The 22,192-nt window shown below is 72.7% G+C and carries 20 protein-coding genes; 7 read left to right on the top strand and 13 right to left on the bottom strand.

Features of this window, described 5'->3' with window-relative positions; translation table 11 throughout:
- Positions 1–50: 50 nt before the first annotated feature.
- From NR112_RS01035 to lipB, 3 genes are all read right to left on the bottom strand, one after another.
- Positions 51–1,100 (bottom strand): ABC transporter permease subunit, encoded by a 1,050-nt coding sequence (locus NR112_RS01035; RefSeq protein WP_256792129.1) that lies wholly within the window; start codon positions 1,098–1,100, stop codon positions 51–53.
- A complete protein-coding gene (locus tag NR112_RS01030; RefSeq protein WP_256792128.1) occupies positions 1,097–2,065 on the bottom strand; it encodes an ABC transporter ATP-binding protein in 969 nt (322 codons plus the stop codon). The genes NR112_RS01035 and NR112_RS01030 overlap by 4 nt, the downstream gene beginning before the upstream one ends.
- A gap of 127 nt (positions 2,066–2,192) precedes the next feature.
- A complete protein-coding gene (gene lipB, locus NR112_RS01025; RefSeq protein WP_256792127.1) occupies positions 2,193–2,852 on the bottom strand; it encodes a lipoyl(octanoyl) transferase LipB in 660 nt (219 codons plus the stop codon).
- Between the two features lie 36 nt (positions 2,853–2,888).
- Between lipB and NR112_RS01020 the strand changes: the two genes are divergently transcribed.
- A complete protein-coding gene (locus tag NR112_RS01020; RefSeq protein ID WP_256792126.1) occupies positions 2,889–3,956 on the top strand; it encodes a Gfo/Idh/MocA family protein in 1,068 nt (355 codons plus the stop codon).
- A gap of 123 nt (positions 3,957–4,079) precedes the next feature.
- Positions 4,080–5,618 carry a serine/threonine-protein kinase gene (locus NR112_RS01015; RefSeq protein ID WP_256792125.1) on the top strand — a complete coding sequence of 513 codons (1,539 nt, stop codon included), beginning with the start codon at positions 4,080–4,082 and terminating at the stop codon, positions 5,616–5,618.
- Here NR112_RS01015 and NR112_RS01010 read toward each other — a convergent pair.
- The 3 genes from NR112_RS01010 to lpdA are packed head-to-tail and all read right to left on the bottom strand — an operon-like array spanning position 5,596 to position 9,792.
- Positions 5,596–6,504 carry a TIGR01777 family oxidoreductase gene (locus NR112_RS01010; protein ID WP_256792124.1) on the bottom strand — a complete coding sequence of 303 codons (909 nt, stop codon included), beginning with the start codon at positions 6,502–6,504 and terminating at the stop codon, positions 5,596–5,598. The two genes, NR112_RS01015 and NR112_RS01010, sit on opposite strands and share 23 nt — an antisense overlap.
- A 23-nt stretch (positions 6,505–6,527) precedes the next feature.
- A complete protein-coding gene (sucB, locus tag NR112_RS01005) occupies positions 6,528–8,381 on the bottom strand; it encodes a 2-oxoglutarate dehydrogenase, E2 component, dihydrolipoamide succinyltransferase (RefSeq protein WP_256792123.1) in 1,854 nt (617 codons plus the stop codon).
- Between the two features lie 31 nt (positions 8,382–8,412).
- On the bottom strand, positions 8,413–9,792 hold the full coding sequence (lpdA, locus tag NR112_RS01000) for a dihydrolipoyl dehydrogenase (protein WP_256792122.1): 1,380 nt from the start codon (positions 9,790–9,792) through the stop codon (positions 8,413–8,415).
- 201 nt (positions 9,793–9,993) lie between these two features.
- On the opposite strand from lpdA, the gene NR112_RS00995 reads away from it, so the two are divergent.
- Positions 9,994–10,341, top strand: coding sequence for a hypothetical protein (locus NR112_RS00995; protein WP_256792121.1), 348 nt, complete (start codon positions 9,994–9,996; stop codon positions 10,339–10,341).
- Positions 10,342–10,474: 133 nt separating this feature from the next.
- Positions 10,475–10,663 (top strand): DUF5302 domain-containing protein, encoded by a 189-nt coding sequence (locus NR112_RS00990; protein WP_020145427.1) that lies wholly within the window; start codon positions 10,475–10,477, stop codon positions 10,661–10,663.
- 63 nt (positions 10,664–10,726) lie between these two features.
- Here NR112_RS00990 and NR112_RS00985 read toward each other — a convergent pair whose 3' ends face one another.
- Entirely contained in the window at positions 10,727–12,196 is a 1,470-nt protein-coding gene (locus NR112_RS00985) for a leucyl aminopeptidase (protein WP_256792120.1), read from the bottom strand.
- Positions 12,197–12,380: 184 nt separating this feature from the next.
- Here NR112_RS00985 and gcvT point away from each other — a divergent pair, with 184 nt between their 5' ends.
- Entirely contained in the window at positions 12,381–13,499 is a 1,119-nt protein-coding gene (gene gcvT / locus NR112_RS00980) for a glycine cleavage system aminomethyltransferase GcvT (protein ID WP_256792119.1), read from the top strand.
- Positions 13,500–13,580: 81 nt separating this feature from the next.
- Here gcvT and NR112_RS00975 read toward each other — a convergent pair whose 3' ends face one another.
- Positions 13,581–14,717, bottom strand: a complete 1,137-nt coding sequence (locus tag NR112_RS00975) for a P1 family peptidase (RefSeq protein WP_256792118.1) — start codon at positions 14,715–14,717, stop codon at positions 13,581–13,583.
- Between the two features lie 141 nt (positions 14,718–14,858).
- Between NR112_RS00975 and NR112_RS00970 the strand changes: the two genes are divergently transcribed.
- Both NR112_RS00970 and NR112_RS00965 read left to right on the top strand, forming a co-directional pair.
- Positions 14,859–16,106 carry a MurT ligase domain-containing protein gene (locus tag NR112_RS00970; RefSeq protein ID WP_256792117.1) on the top strand — a complete coding sequence of 416 codons (1,248 nt, stop codon included), beginning with the start codon at positions 14,859–14,861 and terminating at the stop codon, positions 16,104–16,106.
- Positions 16,103–16,888 carry a hypothetical protein gene (locus NR112_RS00965; protein ID WP_256792116.1) on the top strand — a complete coding sequence of 262 codons (786 nt, stop codon included), beginning with the start codon at positions 16,103–16,105 and terminating at the stop codon, positions 16,886–16,888. Before NR112_RS00970 ends, NR112_RS00965 begins: the two co-directional genes overlap by 4 nt.
- 342 nt (positions 16,889–17,230) lie before the next feature.
- On the opposite strand, the gene NR112_RS00960 is transcribed toward NR112_RS00965, so the two are convergent.
- The 5 genes from NR112_RS00960 to NR112_RS00940 are packed head-to-tail and all read right to left on the bottom strand — an operon-like array spanning position 17,231 to position 22,181.
- On the bottom strand, positions 17,231–18,037 hold the full coding sequence (locus tag NR112_RS00960) for an adenosylcobinamide-GDP ribazoletransferase (RefSeq protein WP_256792115.1): 807 nt from the start codon (positions 18,035–18,037) through the stop codon (positions 17,231–17,233).
- The gene (locus NR112_RS00955) at positions 18,030–18,626 is read right to left on the bottom strand and encodes a bifunctional adenosylcobinamide kinase/adenosylcobinamide-phosphate guanylyltransferase (RefSeq protein WP_256792114.1); all 597 of its coding nucleotides are present in this window, start codon (positions 18,624–18,626) and stop codon (positions 18,030–18,032) included. Before NR112_RS00955 ends, NR112_RS00960 begins: the two co-directional genes overlap by 8 nt.
- On the bottom strand, positions 18,623–19,480 hold the full coding sequence (locus tag NR112_RS00950) for an ECF transporter S component (RefSeq protein ID WP_256792113.1): 858 nt from the start codon (positions 19,478–19,480) through the stop codon (positions 18,623–18,625). Before NR112_RS00950 ends, NR112_RS00955 begins: the two co-directional genes overlap by 4 nt.
- Positions 19,477–21,099 carry an ABC transporter ATP-binding protein gene (locus NR112_RS00945; protein ID WP_256792112.1) on the bottom strand — a complete coding sequence of 541 codons (1,623 nt, stop codon included), beginning with the start codon at positions 21,097–21,099 and terminating at the stop codon, positions 19,477–19,479. Before NR112_RS00945 ends, NR112_RS00950 begins: the two co-directional genes overlap by 4 nt.
- Positions 21,096–22,181, bottom strand: coding sequence for an energy-coupling factor transporter transmembrane component T (locus NR112_RS00940; protein WP_256792111.1), 1,086 nt, complete (start codon positions 22,179–22,181; stop codon positions 21,096–21,098). Before NR112_RS00940 ends, NR112_RS00945 begins: the two co-directional genes overlap by 4 nt.
- Positions 22,182–22,192 lie beyond the last annotated feature (11 nt).

The following is a 22,192-nucleotide window of genomic DNA, read 5'->3' as shown; positions in this document are numbered from 1 at the left end:
ACGAGGGCGTATGCCGGGTGGCGTCGGTCCGACCGAGCGGCGACGGGCCGTCAGGTGACGTCGCGGCGCCGGAAGGCGGCGACCCCCGCGAGCACGACCGCAAGGGCGACGACGAGCAGGAAGACCCAGCCGTGCGTGTAGCTGAGGGTCCGCTCGGTGTAGTCGCACGACGAGGGCCCGCAGGACTCCGCGAGGTACGTGGTGCCCCGGTCGATGAACGCCTCGATGTTCTTCAGGACCGACCACGGCTGGAGCCGACCCTGCAGGAACGCCTGCATGACGATGCCCTCGACGACCACGGCGAAGCCGAGCACGGCCCCGATGATCGCGGCCGTGTGCCGCAGGAGCAGTCCGAGCGCCGCCCCGACGACTCCGGCGCCCAGTGCCAGCGCGACGATGCGCAGGCCCAGCACCGCGAGGGGCTCCTCGAGAGCCGGCGCAGGGGGCAGCTGGAGGTCCGATCCGGGACGGTTGACGACGGCGACCATGCGGGCGCCGAGGTTGGTCAGGACCAGGCCCAGCACGGCGATGGCGACGCCGCCCGCAGCCGCCGCCATGAGCTTGCTGGCGGCGACGCGCAGTCGGCGGGGCTGGAAGGTGAGCCACAGGCCCATCGAGCCGGTGGAGAACTCGGCCCCGACGAAGCTCGCTCCGAGGAGCAGTGCCACGAAGGCGAGCAGCAGGGCGATGGTCTTGGCGATGCCCTCGGTGATCGTGTCGGCCAGGGGGAGCGCGAGGCCCATCTGCTCGAGCGTCGGGGCCTGGCCCTGCTGGTCGCACCCGAAGTCGAGCGTCGGGTCACCGCTGCGGCCGCGCTCGATGGCCTCCTGCTTGTGGCACTCCTCGACCATGCGCGGTGCCTCCTGCTGCATGATCCGGTAGCTGTCGAGCTGCTGGGCGATGCGCTCGGGCGAGCTCTCGTTGTAGGCGTTGTAGACGGTCGCCCCGATGAAGACGACGACGGCGGCCACGACGACCTTCGTCAGGCGGCGCCACCACAGGCGGCGCAGCTCGACGCCGACGAGTCCGGCGAACGACGTGCCCTTCGGCTGCCGGTCGGCGCGGGGGCGGGAGTCGGGCGAGACGAGCGTGCTGCTCACGCGGCACCACCGCTCGGCCGCCCACCCGCGGCCCGGTCGGCATCGCTGCCGAGGCCCTCGTCGGCAGTGAGGGCGAGGAAGGCCGACTCGAGGTCCGGGCGCACCGGAACGAGCTCGGCGACGTAGAGACCGTGTCCGGCAAGGGACCGGGTGACGGCCGACGGGTCGTCGGTGGCGACGACGAGGTAGGCGTCGTCGCGGGTCAGGGTGAAGCCGTCCGCGGTCAGCAGCTCGGCGGCGCGCTCCGGGGAGGCGACACCGACCCGCACCTGAGCGGTGCCGGCGCCCGCGCCGCCGAGGATGTCGCTGACGCGCCCCTCGGCGAGCAGCGACCCGTGCCCGATGATCGACACCGTGTCGGCGACCTGCTCGACCTCGGCGAGGATGTGCGAGCTGACGAGCACCGTCTTGCCCTGTTCTCCGAGTGTCCGCATCGTGTCGCGCACCTCGCGGATCCCGGCGGGGTCGAGTCCGTTGGTGGGCTCGTCGAAGATGAGCAGGTCGGGGTCCTTGAGCAGCGTCGCCGCGATGGCGAGACGCTGCTTCATGCCGAGCGAGAAGCCGGAGTACCGGTCGCGACCGCGGTCGCCGAGGTGCGTCGCCTCGAGGACCTCGTCGACGCGGTGGCGTGGGCTGCCGATCGCGCTCGCGAGCAGGGTGAGGTTCTGGCGGGCGGTGAACGCCGGGAAGAACTTCGGCGACTCGACGATCGCCCCGACCCGGTCGATGACGTGCGGCAGCCGCTTGGGCACCGCCTCGCCGAAGACCTCGGCGGTGCCGGAGTCGGCGCGCGCGAGGCCGAGCAGCATCCGGATCGTCGTCGTCTTGCCGGAGCCGTTCGGCCCGAGGAAGCCGTGCACGCCCCCGAGGGGAACGGCCATCGACAGGCCGGTGACGGCCACGCGTCTCGACCCTCGGCTCAGGTACGTCTTGCGTAGGTTGACGGTGCGGACGGCGACGTCCATCGATCCCCCTGGTTCGACCGGTTGGTGGTCGACACCCTAGGGGTGGGCGCGACGGACGGCGCGCGGACCCGCCGCGCACGGCATACCGCATACGGCCCACGGCCTCGGGTGGTCGGGTCGGTCTGGGTCAGGCGAGCACGCGGCGGTTCGGCCGGAGCGTCGGGAGGATGTCGGCGAGGTGCTTCTCGACGTGGGGGAGCACCTCGGTGACCGGCACGTCCCGCCCGAGCTCGAACGACAGGGACGTGACCCCGGCACCGACGATGCCGCACGGGATGATGACCTCGCCCCACGACAGGTCGGGGTTGCAGTTGAGGGCGAAGCCGTGCATGGCAACCTGGCGGCTGACCCGGATGCCGATGGCACCGATCTTGCGGCGCGGGCCGCGGTCGTCGGCGGCGATCCACGTGCCGCTCTCGCCCTCGACGCGGCCGGCCTCGACGCCGAAGTCGGCGCAGACGCGGATCATCATCTCCTCGATGTGCCGGACGTAGCCGACGACGTCGATGGGCGCGGGGAGCCGGACGATCGGGTAGCCGGTGATCTGGCCCGGACCGTGCCAGGTGATCTTGCCGCCGCGGTCGACGTCGATGACGGGCGTGCCGTCGTTGGGCCGCTCCTGCGGCTCGGTGCGCTTGCCCGCGGTGTAGACGGCGCGGTGCTCGAGGAGGTAGACGGTGTCGGGCTCCTCACCCGCGACGACCTTCGCGTGGGTGTCGCGCTGGACCTGCCACGCCTGCTCGTAGTCGACGAAGTCGGGGTCGAGACCGAGGTGGACGAAGCGCATGCGGCCACCCTACGCCGGGCGGCATACGATGCCGGAATGCCTGCCACCGAACCGTCCCCGTCCACCCCGCTGCGTGTCGGACTCGTCGGCTACGGCTCGGCCGGCCGGGGCATCCACGCACCGCTCATCGGGCGCGCCGGGCTCGCGGTGGCAGCCGTCTCGACGTCGAACGTGACCCGTGCCGACGGGGTGCGGGCCGACCTCCCGGGCGCCGAGGTCGTCCCCGACCTCGAGACCCTCCTCGGGATCGACGGCCTCGACCTCGTCGTCCTCGCGTCCCCGAGCGGCGTGCACGCCGAGCAGGCCGAGCGCGTCATCGAGGCGGGCATCCCGCTCGTCGTCGACAAGCCGCTCGCCGTGGACGCGAGCCGTGCCCTCGACGTCGTCGACCTCGCCGCCCACCACGGCGTGCCCCTCACGGTCTTCAACAACCGGCGCTTCGACCCCGAGCTGGCCGCGCTGCGCATCGTGCGCGACGACGACCTCATCGGCGACATCTGGCGGGCCGAATACCGTTGGGATCGTTGGCGTCCCGTGCCCAAGCAGCGGTGGCGCGAGCAGGTCCCCGCCGAGGAGGGCGGCGGTCTGCTTCTCGACCTGCAGACCCACCTCGTCGACCAGGCAGTGCTCCTCCACGGTGAGGTCGAGTCGGTCTATGCCGAGGTCGACTCCCGCACGACCGTCGCCGACGACGACACGTTCCTCGCGTGCCGGCACACCTCGGGCGTCGTGAGCCACATCATGTCGAGCTCTGTCAACGGGGCTCCCGGGCCTCGCGCCCGCGTCAACGGCTCGGCGGGCTCCTTCGTCATCGGCCGCCAGGTCGACGACGTCAGCGCGTTCACCGAGTTCGAGAACGACGGCGAGGCCATCGGGTGGATCGTGCGGGGTGACGAGCGTGAGCCGGGACCCGTCGTGACGGACGCGGACCAGGCGAACTTCTACCGGGCCGTCGCGGCCGCCCTCGTCTCGTCGGACCCGCAGGCGACGATGCCGGTCGACCCGCGCGACGCCGTGCACGTGCTCGCCGTCGTCGACGCCGCCCGGATCAGCGCCCGGGACCGCCGGGTCGTCGACGTCGTGACACCCGGCCAGACCCCCTGACGGCGAGCCCGGCACCGGCCGGGGGCGTATGCCGGGTGGCCCGGTCCGTCGTCGGTGCGGTCCTCGTCGGGACCCTGTGGACGACGCGCCCGCGGCCGGGCGCGGCGCTGCTTGCATGGTGCGGTGACCGAGCACGAGCGAGAGACGCGATCGGACCAGCCGGCGGAGCTGCCGGCGGAGCGGCCCCACGTCCCGGGGCACCGCGTCGACGCCGTCATCGGGACGGGTGCGTCGGCGGTCGTGTGGTCGGGGGCCGACGCGACGGGACGCCGGGTGGCGATCAAGGTGCCACACCTCGTCCGCGACGAGCTCGACCGGCAGCAGTCCCTCGCCGAGCAGCAGGTGCTGCTGGCCGTGCAGCACGACCACCTCGTCCCGCTCCGGTCGGTCGTGCCCCTCGCCGACGGTCGCGAGGCGCTCGTCTTCGACCTCGTCACGGGGGCTCCGCTGTCCGCGATGGTGCGCAGTCGCGGCCACCTGCGCGCAGGCGAGGTCGTCACCGTCCTGACGCCGGTCTGCGAGGCCGTCGCCCACCTCCATGCGGCGGGCGGCGTGCACGCCGACATCTCACCGTCCAACGTCACCCTGACCGGCGACGGACGCCCCGTCCTGCTCGACCTCGGCGCCGTGCGGGTGCCCGGTCGCGACCCCGGAGCGGTGCACGGCACCACCGGCTACATCGCTCCTGAGGTGCTCCTCGGAGCGGCGCCGGACGAGTTCTCCGACGTCTACGCCCTTGGTGCCGTCGCGTGGTTCTGCCTCACGGGCAACGGTGCGCCGGACACGATGGTGCGGCTCGACGAGGAGATCATCGTCAGCCACGTCGGACCCGAGCTCGCGGCGGTCGTCGCGGCAGCCATCGACCCCGACCCGGGCCGCCGTCCGGGTGCGGCCGAGCTCGCCGGCCTCTTCTTCGACGCCGTCCCGGCCGAGCCCGTCGAGGTCGTCGTCGGGGCCGACCAGGCTTCGGCGCTGACCCACCGGCTCCGGGCCGAGGCCGGGCGCGAGCCGGCACCCGGACCGCAGGATCCCCGGAGGTGGCCCCGACGGGCCGTCACCGCCGCGCTCGTCGCGGTGCCGCTGATGGCCGCCGCAGGATGGGCATGGGCGGCCCGGGATCCCGCGTCGCCGACGCCACCCTCGACCTCGTCGACCTCGTCGACCTCGCCGACCTCGTCGACCTCGTCGACGCCGACGACACCGGCCGTTCCGACGTCATCGCCGGCTTCCGGCGTCAGCGCGGGGGAGCGGGTGCTGCGCGACGCCGAGAGCCCCGCGGCCAGGCCGGAGGAGCTGCTGCAGACCCTGAGCGACCGGCGGTCGGCCGCGCTCGTCGGGCGAGACGCGACGGCACTGGCACGCATCCACGCGCCCGGATCACCGAGCCTCTCGAGCGACCGGGCCCTGGTCTCCGGGCTCGTCGGCGCCCGGACGCGCTGGGAGGGGCTGCGGCTCGAGGTCGCCGAAGCGGCCTTCGTGACGGGGACGCCGACGGAGGCGGTCGTGCGCGCCCGGGTCGACTGGACGGCATACGTCGTCGTCACCGGGGGTGGTGCACGACTCGCGCGACCGGCGGACGTCGGTCGTCAGCTCGACTTCCGGCTCACGCGCGGCTCCGAGGGGTGGCGGATCAGCGCGATCAGCGCTTCACCAGCCACCTGACCGCCACGTCGAGATCGGGGTGCTCGAAGGTGAAGCCGGCCGCGAGCAGGGCTTCGGGCTCGACCCGCTGGCTCGCGACGACGTAGTCGGCGAACTCTCCGATGACGGCGCGGAGGGCGAAGCGGGGTGCGGGGACGAAGGCCGGGCGTGACAGCGCTGAACCGATGGCCGACGCAATCTCACCCTGTCGGACGACTCCCGGCGCGACGAGGTTGAACGGACCGACGAGCTCCGGACCGTCGACGAGGTGCAGGATCGCGCGGACCTCGTCGACGAGGGTGATCCACGGCCACCACTCGCGCCCCGATCCCATCGGGCCGCCGAGGCCGAGCCGGCCGAGCCGGACGACCTGCTCGAACGCGCCGCCCTCAGGAGCCATGACGAGCCCGGTTCGGGCGAAGGCGACGGGCAGGCCGGCCCGGATGGCGGGCTCGGCCGCGCCCTCCCACCGCACGACGACGCCGGACAGGAAGTCCCGACCCGGCTCGCTCGTCTCGGGCAGGTGCTCCTCGCCCCGGTCACCGTAGTAGCCGACCGCCGACGCGTTGACGAGGCGGACGGACTCGCCGGTGCGGTCGCGATGGGCGACCAGGGCCTGCGCCACCGTGCCCGTCGCGTCCGTGCGTGAGCGTTCGACCTCACGCTTGTGCTCGGCGTTCCACCGACGGTCGCCGATGCCGACGCCGGCGAGGTTGACGACCGCGTCGAGCCCGTCGAGCGCCCCCACGGCGAGACGGCCGCGGGTGGGGTCCCACTGGATCTCGTCCGGGGCGGAGGGGGCGTGGCGCACGAGGCGCACGACCTCGTCGCCGCGTTCGTCGAGCGCACGACGAAGCGCGCCGCCGATCAGGCCGGACGAGCCGGTGACGGCGACGCGCTTCGTCATGGGGTGCTCCTCATGCAGGGACCTCAGGCCTCGAACTGGCCCTCTTCGAGCCTGGCCTTCATCGTGCCGAGGAACCGAGCGGCGTCTGCCCCGTCGACGATGCGGTGGTCGTAGGACAGCGCGAGGTACATCATCGAACGGATCGCGATGGTCTCGCCGCCGTCGGCGTCCGTGACGACGACGGGCCGCTTGACGATCGCCCCGGTGCCGAGGATGGCGACCTGCGGCTGGTTGATGATCGGCGTGTCGAAGAGCGCGCCGCGGCTGCCGGTGTTGGTGATGGTGAAGGTGCCACCGGCCAGGTCGTCAGGCGTGATCTTGTTGTTGCGCGTGCGCGCGGCGACGTCGGCGATCGCCCGGGCGAGCCCGGCGATGTTGAGGTCACCGGCGTTCTTGACGACCGGGACGATGAGGCCCTTCTCGGTGTCGACGGCGATCGAGAGGTTCTCGCTGCCGTGGTAGACGACCTCGTCGCCCTCGATGCTGGCGTTGACCATCGGGTGCGCCTTGAGCGCCTCGGTGGCGGCCAGGGCGAGGAACGGCAGGAAGCTGAGCTTCGTGCCCTCCCGTGCCTCGAAGTCGCTCTTGACCTTGGCGCGCAGGCGCGCCACCTTCGTGAGGTCGACCTCCACGACGGTCGTCAGCTGGGCCGAGACCTGGAGCGACTCGACCATGCGGGTCGCAATGACCTTGCGCAGGCGCGTCATCTTCTCGCGGGTGCCGCGCTTCGGCGAGACCGACGCTGCAGCGGTCGAAGCACCCGACGGGGCGGATGCCGCGGGGGCGGCGGGCGCAGCGGCCTGGGCTGCAGGAGCAGGAGCCGGGGCCTTGGCGGCCTCGGCGGCATCGAGCACGTCCTGCTTGCGGATCCGACCGCCGACGCCCGTGCCGGTGATCGACCCGAGGTCGACACCGTGCTGGTTCGCGAGCTTGCGTACGAGCGGCGTGACGTAGGCCGCGGCGTCGTCGCGCGACGGCGTGTCAGCCGATGCTGCCGGTGCGGCGGCCTCGGGGGACTGCTGGGCGGGGGCGCGCTCGGCGTCGGCCGGCTTGCCGGCAGCCTCCTGCGTCGCCTCCTCCGGCTGCTCCTGGGCCGGAGCCTTCGGTGCCTCGGCGGCGGGCTCCGGTGCCTTCTCCGGCTCGGGCTCGGGCGCCTGCGCGGACTCGGGCGCCTTCTCCGGCTCGGGCTCGGGTGCCTGCTCGGGCTCGGCGGCCGCGGCGGACGGGCCACCGCCGATGACGGCGAGGTCGGCGCCGACGGGCACGGTGTCGTCCTCCTGGACGAGGATCGTGGTCAGGGTGCCGGCGACGGGCGAGGGGATCTCGGTGTCGACCTTGTCGGTCGAGACCTCGAGGAGCGGCTCGTCGACGGCGACCTCGTCGCCCTCCGACTTGAGCCAGCGGGTGACAGTGCCCTCGGTGACGGACTCGCCGAGGGCCGGCATCGTCACGGTCTGGCCCTCGCCACCGCCGGACGACGACACAGCCGCCTGGGGTGCCTCGGCCTGCTCGGCCTCGGGCTCGCTCGTCGCGGGCTGCGGCTCCTGCTCGGTGCTCGGTGCCTCAGGCGCCGGAGCGGCCTGCTCGGGCTCGGGGGCAGACTCGGCGGCCGGGGCGTCGCCACCGGACGCGGGGGCCTCACCGTCACCGATGACGGCGAGGTCGGCGCCGACGGGAACGGTGTCGTCCTCCTGGGCGAGGATCTCCTGGAGGGTGCCCGCCACGGGGGAGGGGATCTCGGTGTCGACCTTGTCGGTCGAGACCTCGAGCAGCGGCTCGTCGACCTCGACGCGGTCACCGACGTTCTTCAGCCAGCGGGTGACGGTCCCCTCGGTGACTGACTCACCCAGGGCCGGCATGGTCACGCGTTCTGACATGACGTGTTTTCTCCTCTTCCCAGTTTCTGGCTCAAGCGTGTGCGTGCAGGGGCTTACCCGCCAAGGCCAAGTGTGCCTCGCCGAGCGCCTCGTTCTGTGTGGGGTGCGCGTGGATGAGACCGGCGACGTCCTCCGGGTGCGCCTCCCAGTTGACGATGAGCTGTGCCTCGCCGATCTGCTCGCCCATCCGGGCGCCGATCATGTGGACGCCGACGACGGGTCCGTCGACCTGGCGAACGAGCTTGACGAAGCCCTGGGTGCCGAGGATCTGGGACTTGCCGTTGCCGCCGAGGTTGTACTCGTACGTCGCGACGTCGCCGTGCTTCTCACGCGCCTGGGCCTCGGTGAGGCCGACGCTGGCGATCTCGGGGTCGCAGTACGTGACGCGGGGGATGCCCGACTCGTCGATGGCGGCGGGTGCGAGTCCTGCGATCTCCTCGGCGACGAAGATGCCCTGGGCGAAGCCGCGGTGCGCGAGCTGGAGGCCGGGCACGATGTCACCGACGGCGTAGACGCCCGGGGCGCTGGTGCGCAGCCGCTCGTCCGTGGGCACGAAGCCGCGGTCGACGGTGACGCCGGCAGCTTCGTAGCCCAGGCCCTCGGTGACCGGGCCGCGCCCGACCGCGACGAGGAGCAGGTCGGCCTCGATGGTCTCACCGGACTCGAGCGACACCGTGACGACGTCGCCCTGCTGGGTCGCGCCGGCGAAGCGGACCCCGGTCTTGAAACCGATCTTGCGCTTGCGGAAGGAGCGCTCGAGCTGCTTGCTGATGGCTTCGTCCTCGGCCGCGACGAGACGCGGGAGCGCCTCGACGATCGTCACCTCGGCGCCGAAGCTCTTGAAGACGGAGGCGAACTCGACGCCGATGACACCGCCACCGAGCACGACGACCCGGGCCGGCACGTGGTCGATGGCGAGGGCCTGCTCGCTCGTCATGATGCGGCCGCCGATCTCGAGCCCGGGGAGCGACTTCGCGTAGCTGCCCGTGGCGAGCACGACGTTTCGACCGATGATGCGACGGTCGCCGACGACGACGGTGCGGGGCCCGTCGAGGACGCCCGCTCCTTCGACGTAGTCGATCTTCGCGGCCTTGACGAGACCTTGCAGCCCCTTGTGGAGGCGGCTGACGACGCCGTCCTTGTAGGCGTTGACGCCCGACATGTCGACGGACTCGAAAGTCGTCTTGACGCCGAAGGACGCGCCCTCGCGGGCGACGTCGGCGACCTCGGCGGCGTGGAGCAGCGCCTTGGTCGGGATGCAGCCCTGGTGCAGGCACGTGCCGCCCAGACGCCCCTTCTCCACGAGCGCCACGGAGAGCCCCAGCTCTGCCGACCGCAGGGCACAGGCGTAGCCGCCGGACCCTCCACCGAGAATGACGACGTCGTAGTCGCCTGCGGCACCAGCCGGCATGTGCATGTGCTCCTTCGGGTGAATCCCCTGTTCCCGCCGTCGTGCAGCAGGAGTCCGCGGACGTTCTGGCGTACGCGTGGGTGGGCGTACGGGTGGGCGTGCAACAGCATCTTGTCATTGATCGGATGAGACGTCACAGGCAGGTCACGCCTCCCGGCGCGCTGTGGCGGTGGGTACGGGTCGACCCCGTACAGTGCCGCCATGGGCTGGTTCTCACGACGCGGCCGCCGCAAGGGCAATCCCTTTCCCGGCCGGTCCGACGGGCCGCAGATGGAGATCGACCGGAAGGCGGTCGAGCAGCACCTGCGCGCGTTCGTCGAGTCCCGGCTCGGTGTCGAGGCCTACGTCGAGCCCGCCACGAGTGTCACCCCGACGACCATCGTGCTCATCGCGTGGGACGGCGAGTGGACGCGTCGCGCCGTGCCGTCCCCCAAGGACGGCTTCGAGGTGAGCCAGAAGCTCGGCGTCCCCGTCTACGACGTCAACAAGACGGGCTATCCCAACCGCATGCGCGAGTGGAGCAAGCGCCGACGTCAGGGTGACGCCTGACCCGGCGACACGGCATACGACCTCGTGGTCGGTTGCCGGGCAAAAGAGGTGGACCGGGCCCCGGTTCGCTGACAGGGTGAAAAGCGTTCAGTCCGTGCCGGATTCGGCGCCACAGCACACAGGAGGTTCTCGAATGTCGAAGCAGGATGGCGAATCCAGCGGTCCGAGCGAGGAGATGAAGGCCAAGTTCCGTGCGGCGCTCGACAAGAAGCACGCCCATGGTGGCAAGGACGTCTCCGACGACCACGACCGCACCAAGGTGCACGGTGCACACGGCCCCGCCAAGGCCCAGCAGATGTTCCGTCGCAAGTCCGGCGGCTGACCTCAGCCGCACACGCCGAGAGGCCCCGCTCCGTCACGGAACGGGGCCTCTCGCACGTCGGCGTCAGACGTAGGACTCGGCCAGCCCCACGAGGGTGCGCACACCGAAGCCGGTGCCGCCCTTGGGCCAGTAGCCCGTCGGTGCCTTGTCGTTGTAGGCCGGGCCCGCGATGTCGAGGTGGCTCCACGGGATGCCCTCGCCGACGAACTCGCTGAGGAAGAGACCGGCGGTCAGCATGCCGCCCTCGGCGCCGCCCTTGTGCGCGAGGTCGGCGTTGATCGAGTCGAGGCCCGGACGCAGCTCGGTCGGCAACGGCATCGGCCACATGGCCTCACCGACCGCCGACGCCGCGTCGAGCACTCGGGTGCGGAAGTCGTCGTCGTTGCCCATGACAGCTGCCGTGTTGGCGAGCGCGACGACCTGCGCACCGGTGAGGGTGGCGATGTCGACGATGGCGTCGGGCTTGGTCTCCGAGGCCAGCGCGATGCAGTCACCGAGGACCATGCGGCCCTCGGCGTCGGTGTTGAGCACCTCGACGGTCGTCCCACCCCGCATCGTCACGACGTCGCTCGGGCGCTGCGCCGTGGAGCTCGGCATGTTCTCGGCCAGGCCGAGGTAGCCGGTGACGGCGATCGGCAGACCGAGCTCGGCGATGGCGAGGACGGCACCGGCGACGGCGGCCGCACCGGCCATGTCGCACTTCATCGTCAGCATCCCGTTGGCCGGCTTGATGCAGAGACCGCCCGAGTCGAAGGTGATGCCCTTGCCGACGAAGGCGATCGACGCCTTGGGACGCGTCGGGGTGTAGCTGAGGACGGCGATCCGCGGCTCGTTGGCCGAGCCCTGGCCGACGCCCACGGTGCCCCCGAAGCTGCCGGCCCGCAGCGCCTTCATGTCGTAGGACTTGAGCTTGACCTTGGTGCCCTTGACGCGGTCGGCGAGCGAGTCGACGAAGGTCTCCGGGTAGAGCAGGTTCGGCGGGAGGTTGACGAGGTCGCGCGTGTAGGCCACGGCCTCGCCGAGCGCGGCGGCGCGCTTCACCGCGCGACGAGAGGCGGCGTCGGCCGGGCCGACGAGGGCGACCGCCCCGACGGCGTCGGTGCTCCGCGTGCCCGCCTTGGACACGGCATACGCCCCGAGGGCCACTCCCTCGGCGACGGCGGAGACGATCTCGACCGACGTACCGGGCACGACGACCGCGACCTTCTTCTTGCGGCTCAGGCTGCGGATCGCGCCACCGAAGCCCTTGCGGACGTCCTCGAGGGCGGACGGGTCGCCGGACAGCTGCCCGACACCGGCGAGCACGACGAGCTTGGCGGCGACGTCCGGCACGCCCGCGAGGGTCGTGACCTCGCCGACCTTGCCGGCGAGCTCGAGGTCGGTGACGACGGACTTGAGGTGGGCGACGGTCTTGCGGGGGAGTCCGTGGCCGGGGGCCAGGGCGGCGCCGCCGTCACCGGGGACGAGCGCGACGACGAGCGCGTCGCCGGCCGTGTCGGCGGCCGAGCGGTTCGAAATGGTCAGGTTGGCCACGAAGGACTCCTTTGTCGAGGTGCTGACGGGCGCATGGTCGGAGCACGTCCAGAGGGGTGCGTCGGTGGTGCGTCGCTGGTGCACGGTCTCGTGCGCCGGTCGGCCTCACGACACCGCCGCGGGTGGCGGCGTTCGATGATATCGAGCGGAAGGGGTACGCCCGGCGGGCGGTAGGTTGGCGCCCATGACGACAGCGACGTCGGGGACGACCTCCCCGCTGACCTCACCCCTGCACGACCGCCACGTCGCCCTCGGAGCGAAGATGGCCGACTTCGGTGGCTGGGACATGCCGATCGAGTACCCCGGCGGCGGCGTCGTCGCCGAGCACACCGCGGTGCGCGAGCGTGTCGGCGTCTTCGACGTGAGCCACCTCGGCAAGGCCTCGGTGACGGGTCCCGGCGCGGCCGACTTCGTCAACGCGTGCCTGACCAACGACGTGCGCCGGATCCAGCCGGGCTCGGCGCAGTACACCCTGTGCTGCGACGAGGCGGGCGGCGTCGTCGACGACCTCATCGTCTACCTCAAGTCCGACGACGACGTCTTCCTCATCCCCAACGCGGCGAACACCGCCGAGGTCGTGCGGCGCCTGCAGGCCGCCGCACCGGAGGGCATCACCGTCACGAACCTGCACCGCGACTACGGCGTCATCGCCGTCCAGGGCACGAAGAGCGACGAGGTGCTCGAGTCCCTGGGGCTGCCGACCGGGCACGACTACATGTCCTTCGTCGAGGCGGACTGGCAGGGCCGTCCGGTCATCGTCTGCCGCACCGGCTACACCGGTGAGCGCGGCTACGAGCTCGTCCCGCTCTGGGACGACGCCCCGGCGCTCTGGGACGCCCTCGTGTCGGCGCTCGAGCCGTTCGACGGCAAGCCGTGCGGCCTCGGCGCGCGCGACACGCTCCGCACCGAGATGGGCTACCCGCTGCACGGACAGGACCTGTCGCTGCAGATCTCACCCGTCCAGGCACGAGCCGGCTGGGCCGTGGGCTGGAAGAAGGAGGCCTTCTGGGGCAAGCAGGCCCTCGAGGCCGAGCGTGCCAACCCGACGCGACTCATGAGGGGCCTGCTCGTGACCGGCCGCGGCATCCCCCGTGCCCACTGCACCGTGTCGCGGAAGGGCGCGGCGGCGGGCGAGGTCACCTCCGGCACCTTCTCGCCCACCCTCAAGCAGGGCATCGCCCTCGCGCTGCTGAACCCTGAGATCGCCGACGGCGAGACGGTGTCGATCGACGTGCGCGGTCGTGCCCTCGAGGCCACCGTGGTCAAGCCGCCGTTCGTCCAGGTGCAGGTCCGCGAGAGCTGAGTCCCGTCACCGACCACGTGTGCCGGGTGGCGCGCCTGACTGAGCCACCCGGCATACGTGGTGCGCGGGGTGCGGGTGTGGCTACTCGCGCAGGGAGAAGCGTCGTCGGCCGTGGCGGTCGAGGATGCTCGCGAGTCGTTCGCCGTCGAGGGCGTGGATCGTCAGGCCGTCGCGACCCTCCATCGTCTCGGCCTGGAGCATCGCGTTGAGGATGGCCTCGGCCGTGGCCTCGATGACGGCTCCGAACATCGCGTCGAAGTACTCGAGGGCGAGCATCTCGACCTGCATGCCGATCTCGGTGCGGGCGCCGGGACCCTGGTCGGGCATCCCGTGAGCGGCGGTCGAGAAGGCGATCATGAGGTCGCCGGAGTAGTTGTCACCGCGGGCGCCGAACTTCGCGATGCCGAGGCCGGCGCGCTGGGCGAGTCGGTTGAGCTGGTGGGGCAGCAGGGGCGCGTCCGTCGCGACGACGGCGAGCACCGACCCGGTGCCCGGTGGCGGCACCCGGGTGATCTCGGACATGCGCGGGAAGGGCACGACCTTCTTCGTCAGCACGTGCCCGATCGGCACGCCGTTGACCTCGAAGTGCTTGCGGTCGCCGTGGTTGGCCTGGACGAGGACGCCGACCGTGAAGTGGCGGTCGCCGAGGTCGACGACCCGCGATGCCGTGCCGGTGCCCCCCTTGAAGCCGTAGCACTGCGTGCCCGTGCCACCGCCGACGTTGCCCTCTGCGATGACGCCGGTGCCGGCGTCGTCGAAGGCGGCATGGACGTGCTCGCGAGTGACGTGCTGTCCGCTGATGTCGTTGAGGATGCCGTCCCACGTCTCGCCGACGACCGGCAGCATGATCGGCATGCGCCCGGGCACGCGGGTCTCGCGGGCGATGAGTGAGTCGCGCACGACGCCGACGCTGTCGGTGTTGGTCAGGGCGATGGGGCTCGAGAGCATGCCCGACTCGTGCAGCCACTCGAGGCCGGTCAGCTCTCCGAACCCGTTGAGCCGGTGGTAGCCGGCGAAGACCGGCTCGGTGGAGGCGCGGCCCCCGTGGGGGAGCACGACGGTGACGCCGGTGCGCACGGGGCCCTGCCCGACGGTCATCTCGCCCTCACCGTGGACGATCGTGCTGTAGCCGACCCGGACACCCTCGACGTCGGTGATCGCGTTGAGTGGACCCGAGCGCCCCGTCCCGATCTCGATCCCGACATCGGTGGCTCGCACGCGGTCTCCTCCTGGTCCACCCGCGAACCGGGAGAACCGGTGCTGCGGCTACGATCTGGCTTGTCGATCTGGCCTGTCACCGAGCGGTCGCCCCTCGCTGCCGAGCGGCACGACCCACGATGTCGAGAAGGGTAACCGCTTTTGTCTGACGCACGCGATCCGCTCCGCGCCCGCCTGGCGCTGGCCACGGGACGGTCGGCGGGGCGGCTCTCGCAGGCCCTCGGCAAGGGCTCCGGCTCCATGATCGGTGGCCGCCTCGCCCTCCGCGTCGACCCGCAGGTGCTCCGCGCCGTGGCCGGTGAGCGGCGCAGCATCCTCGTCACCGGGACGAACGGCAAGAGCACCGTGACGGCCCTCGTCGCTGCGGCGATCACGCCCGGCGGCGCGGTCGTGAGCAACACCACCGGCGCCAACATGACCGATGGCATCGTCACCGCGCTCTCCGCCGACCGCACGTCCGGGCTCGCAGCACTCGAGGTCGACGAGGTCTACCTCGAGCCCGTCGCACGCGGCACCCGGCCCAAGGCTGTCGTCGTGCTCAACAGCTCGCGCGAGTACACCCGCGGCGTGTCGCTCAAGAGCACGCTCGAGCACTGGCGCCGCACTGCTGCGGCCCTGCCCGACGACTGCGTCGCCATCGTCAACGTCGACGACCCCCTCGTCAGCTGGGCCTTCGAGACCGCGCCGCACCGCATCGGTGTCAGCGGTGGTCTGTACTGGCGCGGCGACGCCCTCATCTGCCCTGCCTGCGGTTCGGTCCAGGACTTCACCGACGACTCGTGGAGCTGCCCCGGCTGCCGGCGTTCGCGGCCCGAGCCCGACTGGAAGGTCGTGCCCGACGGGGACGGCTGGGCCGTCGAGCACGCCGGCCAGCGCACCCGGATCGAGGTCACGGTGCCCGGTCGCACCGGCCCGGTGGGTGGAGCCTTCGCCCTCGCGGCCGCCGACGCGCTCGGCGTCGACGTGACCGAGGCCGCCGAGCGCGTCAGCGCCGTCGCCGACGTCGACGGCCGCTACGCGCCCTACCGCCTCGGCGACCACGCGGCCCGCCTGCTCATGCTCAAGAACCCTGCCGGGTGGGCCGAGGCGATCGACGTCGCCGTCTCGACCGACCGGCCGCTCGTCGTGGCCGTCGACCCCTTCGGCCCCAAGGACACGGCCACGATGTGGGAGGCACCGTTCCAGCGTCTCGCGGGCGAGCGCGTCGCCGTCACGGGTGGACGCACGGCGGACGCCGTGGCGATCCTCGACGCGGCCGGTGTCGACGTCGTCGAAGCCCCTGACATCGAGTCGGCCGTCCGCGCGCACGCACCGGGCGAGGTGATGGTGGCCTGCAACTACCCGGCCTTCCGACGCATCTCCAAGCAGTTCCGAGGAGGCACCCATTGAGCAAGGCACTCACCGTTGCCACGCTCTTCCCGCTCGCCACGGTCGCCGCGGCCGACGAGGCCAACGCGAGTGCGCTCGTGCGCCGCGGGGCCGCGCGTGAGCTGTCAGTCGAGACGGTCACGGTCGACCGACCCGACTCCTTCGTCGAGGCCGACGTCTACCTCGTCGGCGGCACCGGACGGGGCGGCGTGGCGGCGCTCGTCGAGGCGCTGACCTCGACCGACCTCGCGGTACGGGTCTCGGACGGCGCGGTGCTGCTCGCCGTCGACGCCGGTCTCGACGCGATCGCGCGCTCGTGGGTCGACCCCGCCGGCGCTCGGCACCAGGGGCTCGGTCTCGCGCCGGTCACGATCCACTCCGCTCCCGAGGTCACCGGCACCGTCGTGACCCGGCCGGATGCCTCCCTCGACCTGCCCGCCCTCATCGGCTGGGAGGCCAACGACCTGCGCACGGTCCGCGAGGACGGCGCGCGCGCCCTCTTCACGCTCGAGGTCGGGTCGGGCAACCGCACCGACGACGCCGTCGGTGGCACGACCGAGGGCGTCCTCGCCGGGTCGGTCCTCGGCACTCGCCTGCACGGCCCGCTGCTGGCCCTCAACCCGGAGCTGGCCGATCTCGTGCTCGCCCGGGCGACCCACCGGTCCGAGCCGTGGCCCGAGCTCGAGTCCCCGGCGGTCGAACGCGCCCGCCGTGAGCGCATCGCCGAAGTGCGACGCGAGTCGCCGAAGACAGACTGGCGCAGTCGTCTGCCGGTACCCGTAGCGGCACGCCTCCGCGGCTGACCGACCCGCCGCCCTCAACCGTCGAGAAGCCACGACCGGCCGCCCCTCAACCGTCGAGAGGCCACGACCGGCCGCCCGGCAACCGTCGAGAGGCCACGACTGGCCGCCCCTCAACCGTCGAGAGGCCACGACCGGCCGCCCCTCAACCGTCGAGAGGGCACGACCCGCCGCCCGGCAACCGTCGAGAAGCCACGACCGGCCGCCTTTAGCGCCAGTCTGGCTCGTCCAAACGTGGCCCCTCGACATCAAGGATGCGGCCGAACGTGGCCTTTCGACGGGAGGGACCCGGCCGAACGTGGCCTTTCGACGGGAGGGACCCGGCCGAACGTGGCCTCTCGACGGTTACCGGTGGGGGAGGACCGTGACGACCACAGTGGCCGCGACGAGGCCGGCGGCGAGGGCGACCTCGATCGCAGCGCCGATGACGTCTCCCGTCACCCCACCCAGGCGTCGCACCGCGTGCCGTCGGGTCACGACCGCACCGGCCACCGTGACGAGCACGACGGCGACGGCGCCGAGGCCGGCGCTCCACGACGCCGCGCCGAGCACGCCCGACAGACCCGCGACCCCGAGGCCGGCCAGAAGGGCGACCGCGCCGACGAGCCCCAGCAGCTGCGCCCGGGACACGGTGCCGGCGACGCCCTGACCGAGCCCGTCAGCACGGGCCGGAGGTATGCCGTCCCGCGCGCACACCGCGCACGCGAGCCGGCTCGCCACGAGGGCCACGACGGCCAACGCCGTGCCGAGCGCCCCCGCGAGCAGGACGGCAAGGCAGGCGGCGTCGAGCAGGAGGGCCAGGACGACCGCCGCAGCACCGGCCGGGCCGGTGTCGCCGCGTCGCATGACCTCGAGCGACCGCGCGGGGTCGTGCCCGGAGGTGAGGCCGTCGGCGAGGTCCGCGAGCCCGTCGAGGTGCAGCGCCCGCGACAGCAGCGCCGTGACGACGATGGCCAGCACGGCCACGACGCCGGCGGGAGCCCACCCCGTCGACGCCACCGTGCCCAAGACGACCCAGGCGAGGAGCGCGGGCGCCGTCGTCGTCGGTGCGAGCAGCATGGCGCGGCCGAGCACGACGGCGGTGACGTGCTCCGGGCGCCCGACGGGAAGCGCGGTGAAGGTGCCGAACGCCAGACGCCAGGCGTCACGCATCGAGCGTCCTCGGCCGGGGTTCGCGGGGCACGACAGGGGCGTCGCTGAGGTCGACGACGCGTCCGGCGACGACGAGATGCACGCGCGACGCCACCGTCGCGACGAGGGCGTTGAGGCGGCCCAGCTCGTCCTGGAAGAGACGTCCGGAGGCTGTCGTCGCCACGAGCGACCACCCGACCTCGTTCGTCACGATGACGACGGGCACCCTTGTGGCGCAGAGCGACTCGACGAGCCGATCGCCCTCGCGGCGCACGGCGTCGGCCGCGGCCACGAGGTCGTCCCACCCGGCGTCGTCGACGAGGGCCGTGAGCCAGGTGCCGAGGCAGTCGACGAGGACCGGCCCGGTGGCGGCGTCGATCACACCGGCGACGTCCGTCGTCTCGAGGGTCCGCCACGTCTCGGGTCGGCGGGTCCGGTGGCCCTCGACGCGCCGGCTCCACTCCGGGTCGGACGCATCGGCCCGGCGCCCGGTCGCGACGTAGGTGACGTCCTCGTGGTCCGCGACGAGGTCCTCGGCGTGGCGGCTCTTACCACTGCGCACGGGCCCCGTGACGAGGGTCGTCGTGCGGGCTGCGTGCGGGTGGCTCACCGGGTGCCCCCGGCGCCCTGCAGCGGTGACTCGGCGTCGGCGCCCGCTGCCCGTGTCGGCTCGAAGACGACCGGCACCCCGAAGGCCGCCCGTCGGGCGCCGCGGCGGAAGACGCGGAGCAGTGCCGGACCGGCCAGCAGGACGAGGACCGCGTTGAGCACGCCCCGCGGCAGGTCCCACGCCAGGGACGTCGCGAGGTAGAAGAGGCCGTAGTGGGCGAGGTTCTCCGAGAGCGGCGCTCCGGGGACGAAGCCCATCCCGATGGGCGCGTTGCTCCCGAGGAAGGGCCAGAACCAGAGGTTCATGAAGAGCCCGAAGGCAAGTCCCGTCACGAGGGCGTATGCGGCGAGGACCCACCGCTCGGTGCGCCCTCCCGCGCGGGCCGGCAGCAGACCCGCACCGAGCCCGATGCCGCCGGCGCAGATCATCTGGAAGGGCAGCCACGGGCCGACCCCGCCCGTCAGCAGGGCACCCGTCGTGACGGCGAGGGCGCCTGAGACGAAGCCGACCCCCGGCCCGAGCACGCGCCCGGCCACGATGACGACGAAGAACATCGGCTCGAGTCCCGCGGTGCCGGCGCTGAGCAGGCGCAGCCCACCGCCGGCCGCTGCGGCCACACCAAGGACGGCGATCGTCTTGGCGTCGAGGCGCCCGGCGGTGACCTCCGCGAGGCAGACGACCGCGAGCAGCCCGAGGAGCACGGCGAAGAGCCAGGGCGCGTCGTTGCCGTGGTCGCGCGCGAAGTCCCCGGTGACGAAGAAGGGCCACGTGAACGCGACCAGCCCGACGAGGCCGACCACCGCGACGGCGACGACCGCCGGCCAGCGCAGCGGAATGACCCGGCGCGCGGTCATGCGATCCTCGCAAGGGCGCCGGCGACCTCGGCCACGGTGAGCCAGGTCTGGGGGAGGAGCACCTTCGTCACCTGAGGGGCGAACGCCGGCGAGGACGCGAGGACCTCGCGTGCCGGGCCGTCGGTGACGACCTCACCATCGGCGAGGATGACGACACGGTCGGCGACCTCGGCCGCGAGCTCGACGTCGTGGGTGGCGAGCAGCACGGTCGTGCCCTGGGCCGCCAGTCCGGTGAGCATCTCGCCGAGCCGCTTCTTCGCGCCGTAGTCGAGGCCGCGCGTCGGCTCGTCGAGCAGGAGCACCTCGGGCGACCCCGAGAGGATGACGGCCAGGGCGAGCTCGAGCCGCTGGCCCTCGGAGAGGTCGCGCGGGTGGACCGCGGGGTCGATGCCTCCGGAGATGCGGTCGAGCAGGCCGCGGGCCGTGCCCGGGGCGGCGCCGAAGTCCGCGTCGGCCGCGGTGCACTCGGCCGCCACGGTGTCGGCGTAGAGGAGCAGCTCGGGCTGCTGCGGGACGAGCCCGACGGTGCGCACGCGCTCGCGGGCGGACCTCGCGTGCGGATCGACGCCTTCGGCCCCGACGCGCACCGTCCCGCCGACCAGCCGGTGCTGGGCCGCGATGGCGCCGAGGAGCGTCGACTTGCCCGCGCCGTTGCGGCCCATGAGGGTCGTCACCGAGCCGCGGGCCACTGCGAGGTCGACGCCGTCGAGGACGATCCGGCCGCCGCGCGAGACACGAAGGCGGTCGACGATGACCGCATCGGCGGGACCGATCACCCTGAGGTCTGCCACGGGGCGCGGTGTGCTCGTGCCGAGGGCATCGCGCAGGGCCGCCGCCTTGCGGCGCGCGTCGCGGATGGAGAGCGGCGTCGGCGACCACCCGACGAGGCGGGAGAGGCCGACGACGGGCGGGTAGATCTGGGAGCGGAGCATCGCCTCGGCGGGGTCGAGCAGCTCGGAAACGTGTCCTTCGTCGACGAGGACGACGCGGTCGGCGTGGTGCACGACGCGTTCGAGCCGGTGCTCGGCCAGCACGACGGTGACCCCGAGGTCATGCACGATGCGGTGGAGCGAGGCCAGGACCTCTTCTGCCGCAACGGGATCCAGCGCCGACGTCGGCTCGTCGAGCACGAGCACTCGAGGGCCGGCGGCGAAGAGTGCGGCGATCGCGACCCGCTGTTGCTGGCCACCCGAGAGGGTGCGCAACGCCCGCCCGCGCAGCGGCGTGAGCCCGAAGAGGTCGAGCGTCTCCTCGACGCGGCGGCGGATCGTCGTGGAGTCCAGACCCATCGTCTCCATGCCGTAGGCGACCTCGTCCTCGACGACGTCGGTGACGAAGGTCGAGGACGGGTTCTGCTCGACGAGGCCGACGACCGTCGCAAGGTCGCGAGGACGGTGCCCGGCCGTGTCGAGCCCGTCGACGGTGACGCGCCCGGTGAGCGTGCCGCCGCTGAAGTGCGGGACGAGCCCGTTGATGGTGCGCAGCAGGGTGGACTTGCCGCTGCCCGTGGGGCCGACGACGAGGACGAGCTCGCCCTCGGGGATCTCGAGCGTGACGTCGCGGAGGCTGGGCGCAGGAGCGTCGGCATACTGCACCGACACGTGCTCGAAGGTGATCACGGTGCGACCTCCCGGGGACGGGGCGACAGCCAGGCGGGGGTGGCGGCCACGAGCAGCGCGAGGACCGCGATGAGCGGCACGGCAGGCAGCTCGGCCCGCTGGCTCGGCACGATGCCCTCCCATCCCTGCACCGAACCGACGACGAGAACCGCGCCGGGCACGGCGCCCGCGACGACCGTCACGGTCTCGGTCCACGTCCAGCGGTCGCGCCGGTGACCCGACCGGGGATCGCGCGACGCACCGACGAGCAGGCTCGAGCCGGCGAGGAGCGTGCCGAGCACGAGGACGGGCAGCCCGAGCACCCCGCCGGCGGAGGAGTCGAGGAGACCGTAGAGACCGGCGAGGACGCCGACGAGGCCGGCGAGGGCGAGCCCCGTCGCGGTCCGACGGCTCGTCGTCGTGGAGCGGACGGCGCGACCGTAGCCCCGGGACTCCATCGACGCCGCCAGCCCGAGCGACCGCTCGAAGGCCGTCTCGAGCACGGGTACGGTGAGCCGCGCCATCTCGCGCAGGCCGCGGCCGTCGCGACCGCGCAGCGTACGCGCCGCGCGCACCTCGCGGGCGTCGGTCAGCAGCTGCGGTGCGAATGTCAGCCCTACGACGACGGCCGTGCCGACGTCGTAGAGCGTGGCGGGCAGATATCTCAGCAGGCGACGCGGGCTCGCCAACGCGTTGGCGGCACCGAGGCACGCGAGGACCGCGGCGAGGCGCAGGGCGTCGTAGGCGGCATACAGCAGGGACTCGAGCGTCACCGTCCCGCCGACGCGCACGCCCGCCGCCCAGTCCGGCAACGGCACGCTCGGCAGGGTCAGGACGACGGTCTCACCGACGATGCCGTTGCCGAGCAGGGCCGTCATGACGATGCGGAACGCGACGACAGCGGCGCCGATGGCGAGGAAGGCGGGCAGCGGGTTGACCGTTGCCGGGTCGTGGCGCTCGTCGACGACGAGCAGGCAGACCCCGATGACGAGCAGCAGCAGCACCGGGTCGGTCGTGCGCGACGCAGCGGTGGCCAGGCCCAGCCCCCACAGCCACCAGGCTGCGGGGTGCTGGAGCCGGGCCTTGCGCTGGAGTCGCGCCACGCTCGTCGTGG

Source organism: Terrabacter sp. Ter38, from assembly GCF_024519435.1.
Taxonomy (GTDB): Bacteria; Actinomycetota; Actinomycetes; order Actinomycetales; family Dermatophilaceae; genus Terrabacter.
The sequence above is the reverse complement of the archived record's forward strand: the minus strand, read 5'-3'. Positions and strand labels throughout refer to the sequence as shown.

Bases quoted from the DNA above. Each gene is read 5' to 3' on its own strand.
- NR112_RS01030 (WP_256792128.1), bottom strand. From the start codon at position 2,065: ATGGACGTCGCCGTCCGCACCGTCAACCTACGCAAGACGTACCTGAGC.
- lipB (WP_256792127.1), bottom strand. From the start codon at position 2,852: ATGCGCTTCGTCCACCTCGGTCTCGACCCCGACTTCGTCGACTACGAG.
- NR112_RS01020 (WP_256792126.1), top strand. From the start codon at position 2,889: ATGCCTGCCACCGAACCGTCCCCGTCCACCCCGCTGCGTGTCGGACTC.
- NR112_RS01010 (WP_256792124.1), bottom strand. From the start codon at position 6,504: ATGACGAAGCGCGTCGCCGTCACCGGCTCGTCCGGCCTGATCGGCGGC.
- sucB (WP_256792123.1), bottom strand. From the start codon at position 8,381: ATGTCAGAACGCGTGACCATGCCGGCCCTGGGTGAGTCAGTCACCGAG.
- lpdA (WP_256792122.1), bottom strand. From the start codon at position 9,792: ATGCCGGCTGGTGCCGCAGGCGACTACGACGTCGTCATTCTCGGTGGA.
- NR112_RS00995 (WP_256792121.1), top strand. From the start codon at position 9,994: ATGGGCTGGTTCTCACGACGCGGCCGCCGCAAGGGCAATCCCTTTCCC.
- NR112_RS00990 (WP_020145427.1), top strand. From the start codon at position 10,475: ATGTCGAAGCAGGATGGCGAATCCAGCGGTCCGAGCGAGGAGATGAAG.
- gcvT (WP_256792119.1), top strand. From the start codon at position 12,381: ATGACGACAGCGACGTCGGGGACGACCTCCCCGCTGACCTCACCCCTG.
- NR112_RS00960 (WP_256792115.1), bottom strand. From the start codon at position 18,037: ATGCGTGACGCCTGGCGTCTGGCGTTCGGCACCTTCACCGCGCTTCCC.
- NR112_RS00950 (WP_256792113.1), bottom strand. From the start codon at position 19,480: ATGACCGCGCGCCGGGTCATTCCGCTGCGCTGGCCGGCGGTCGTCGCC.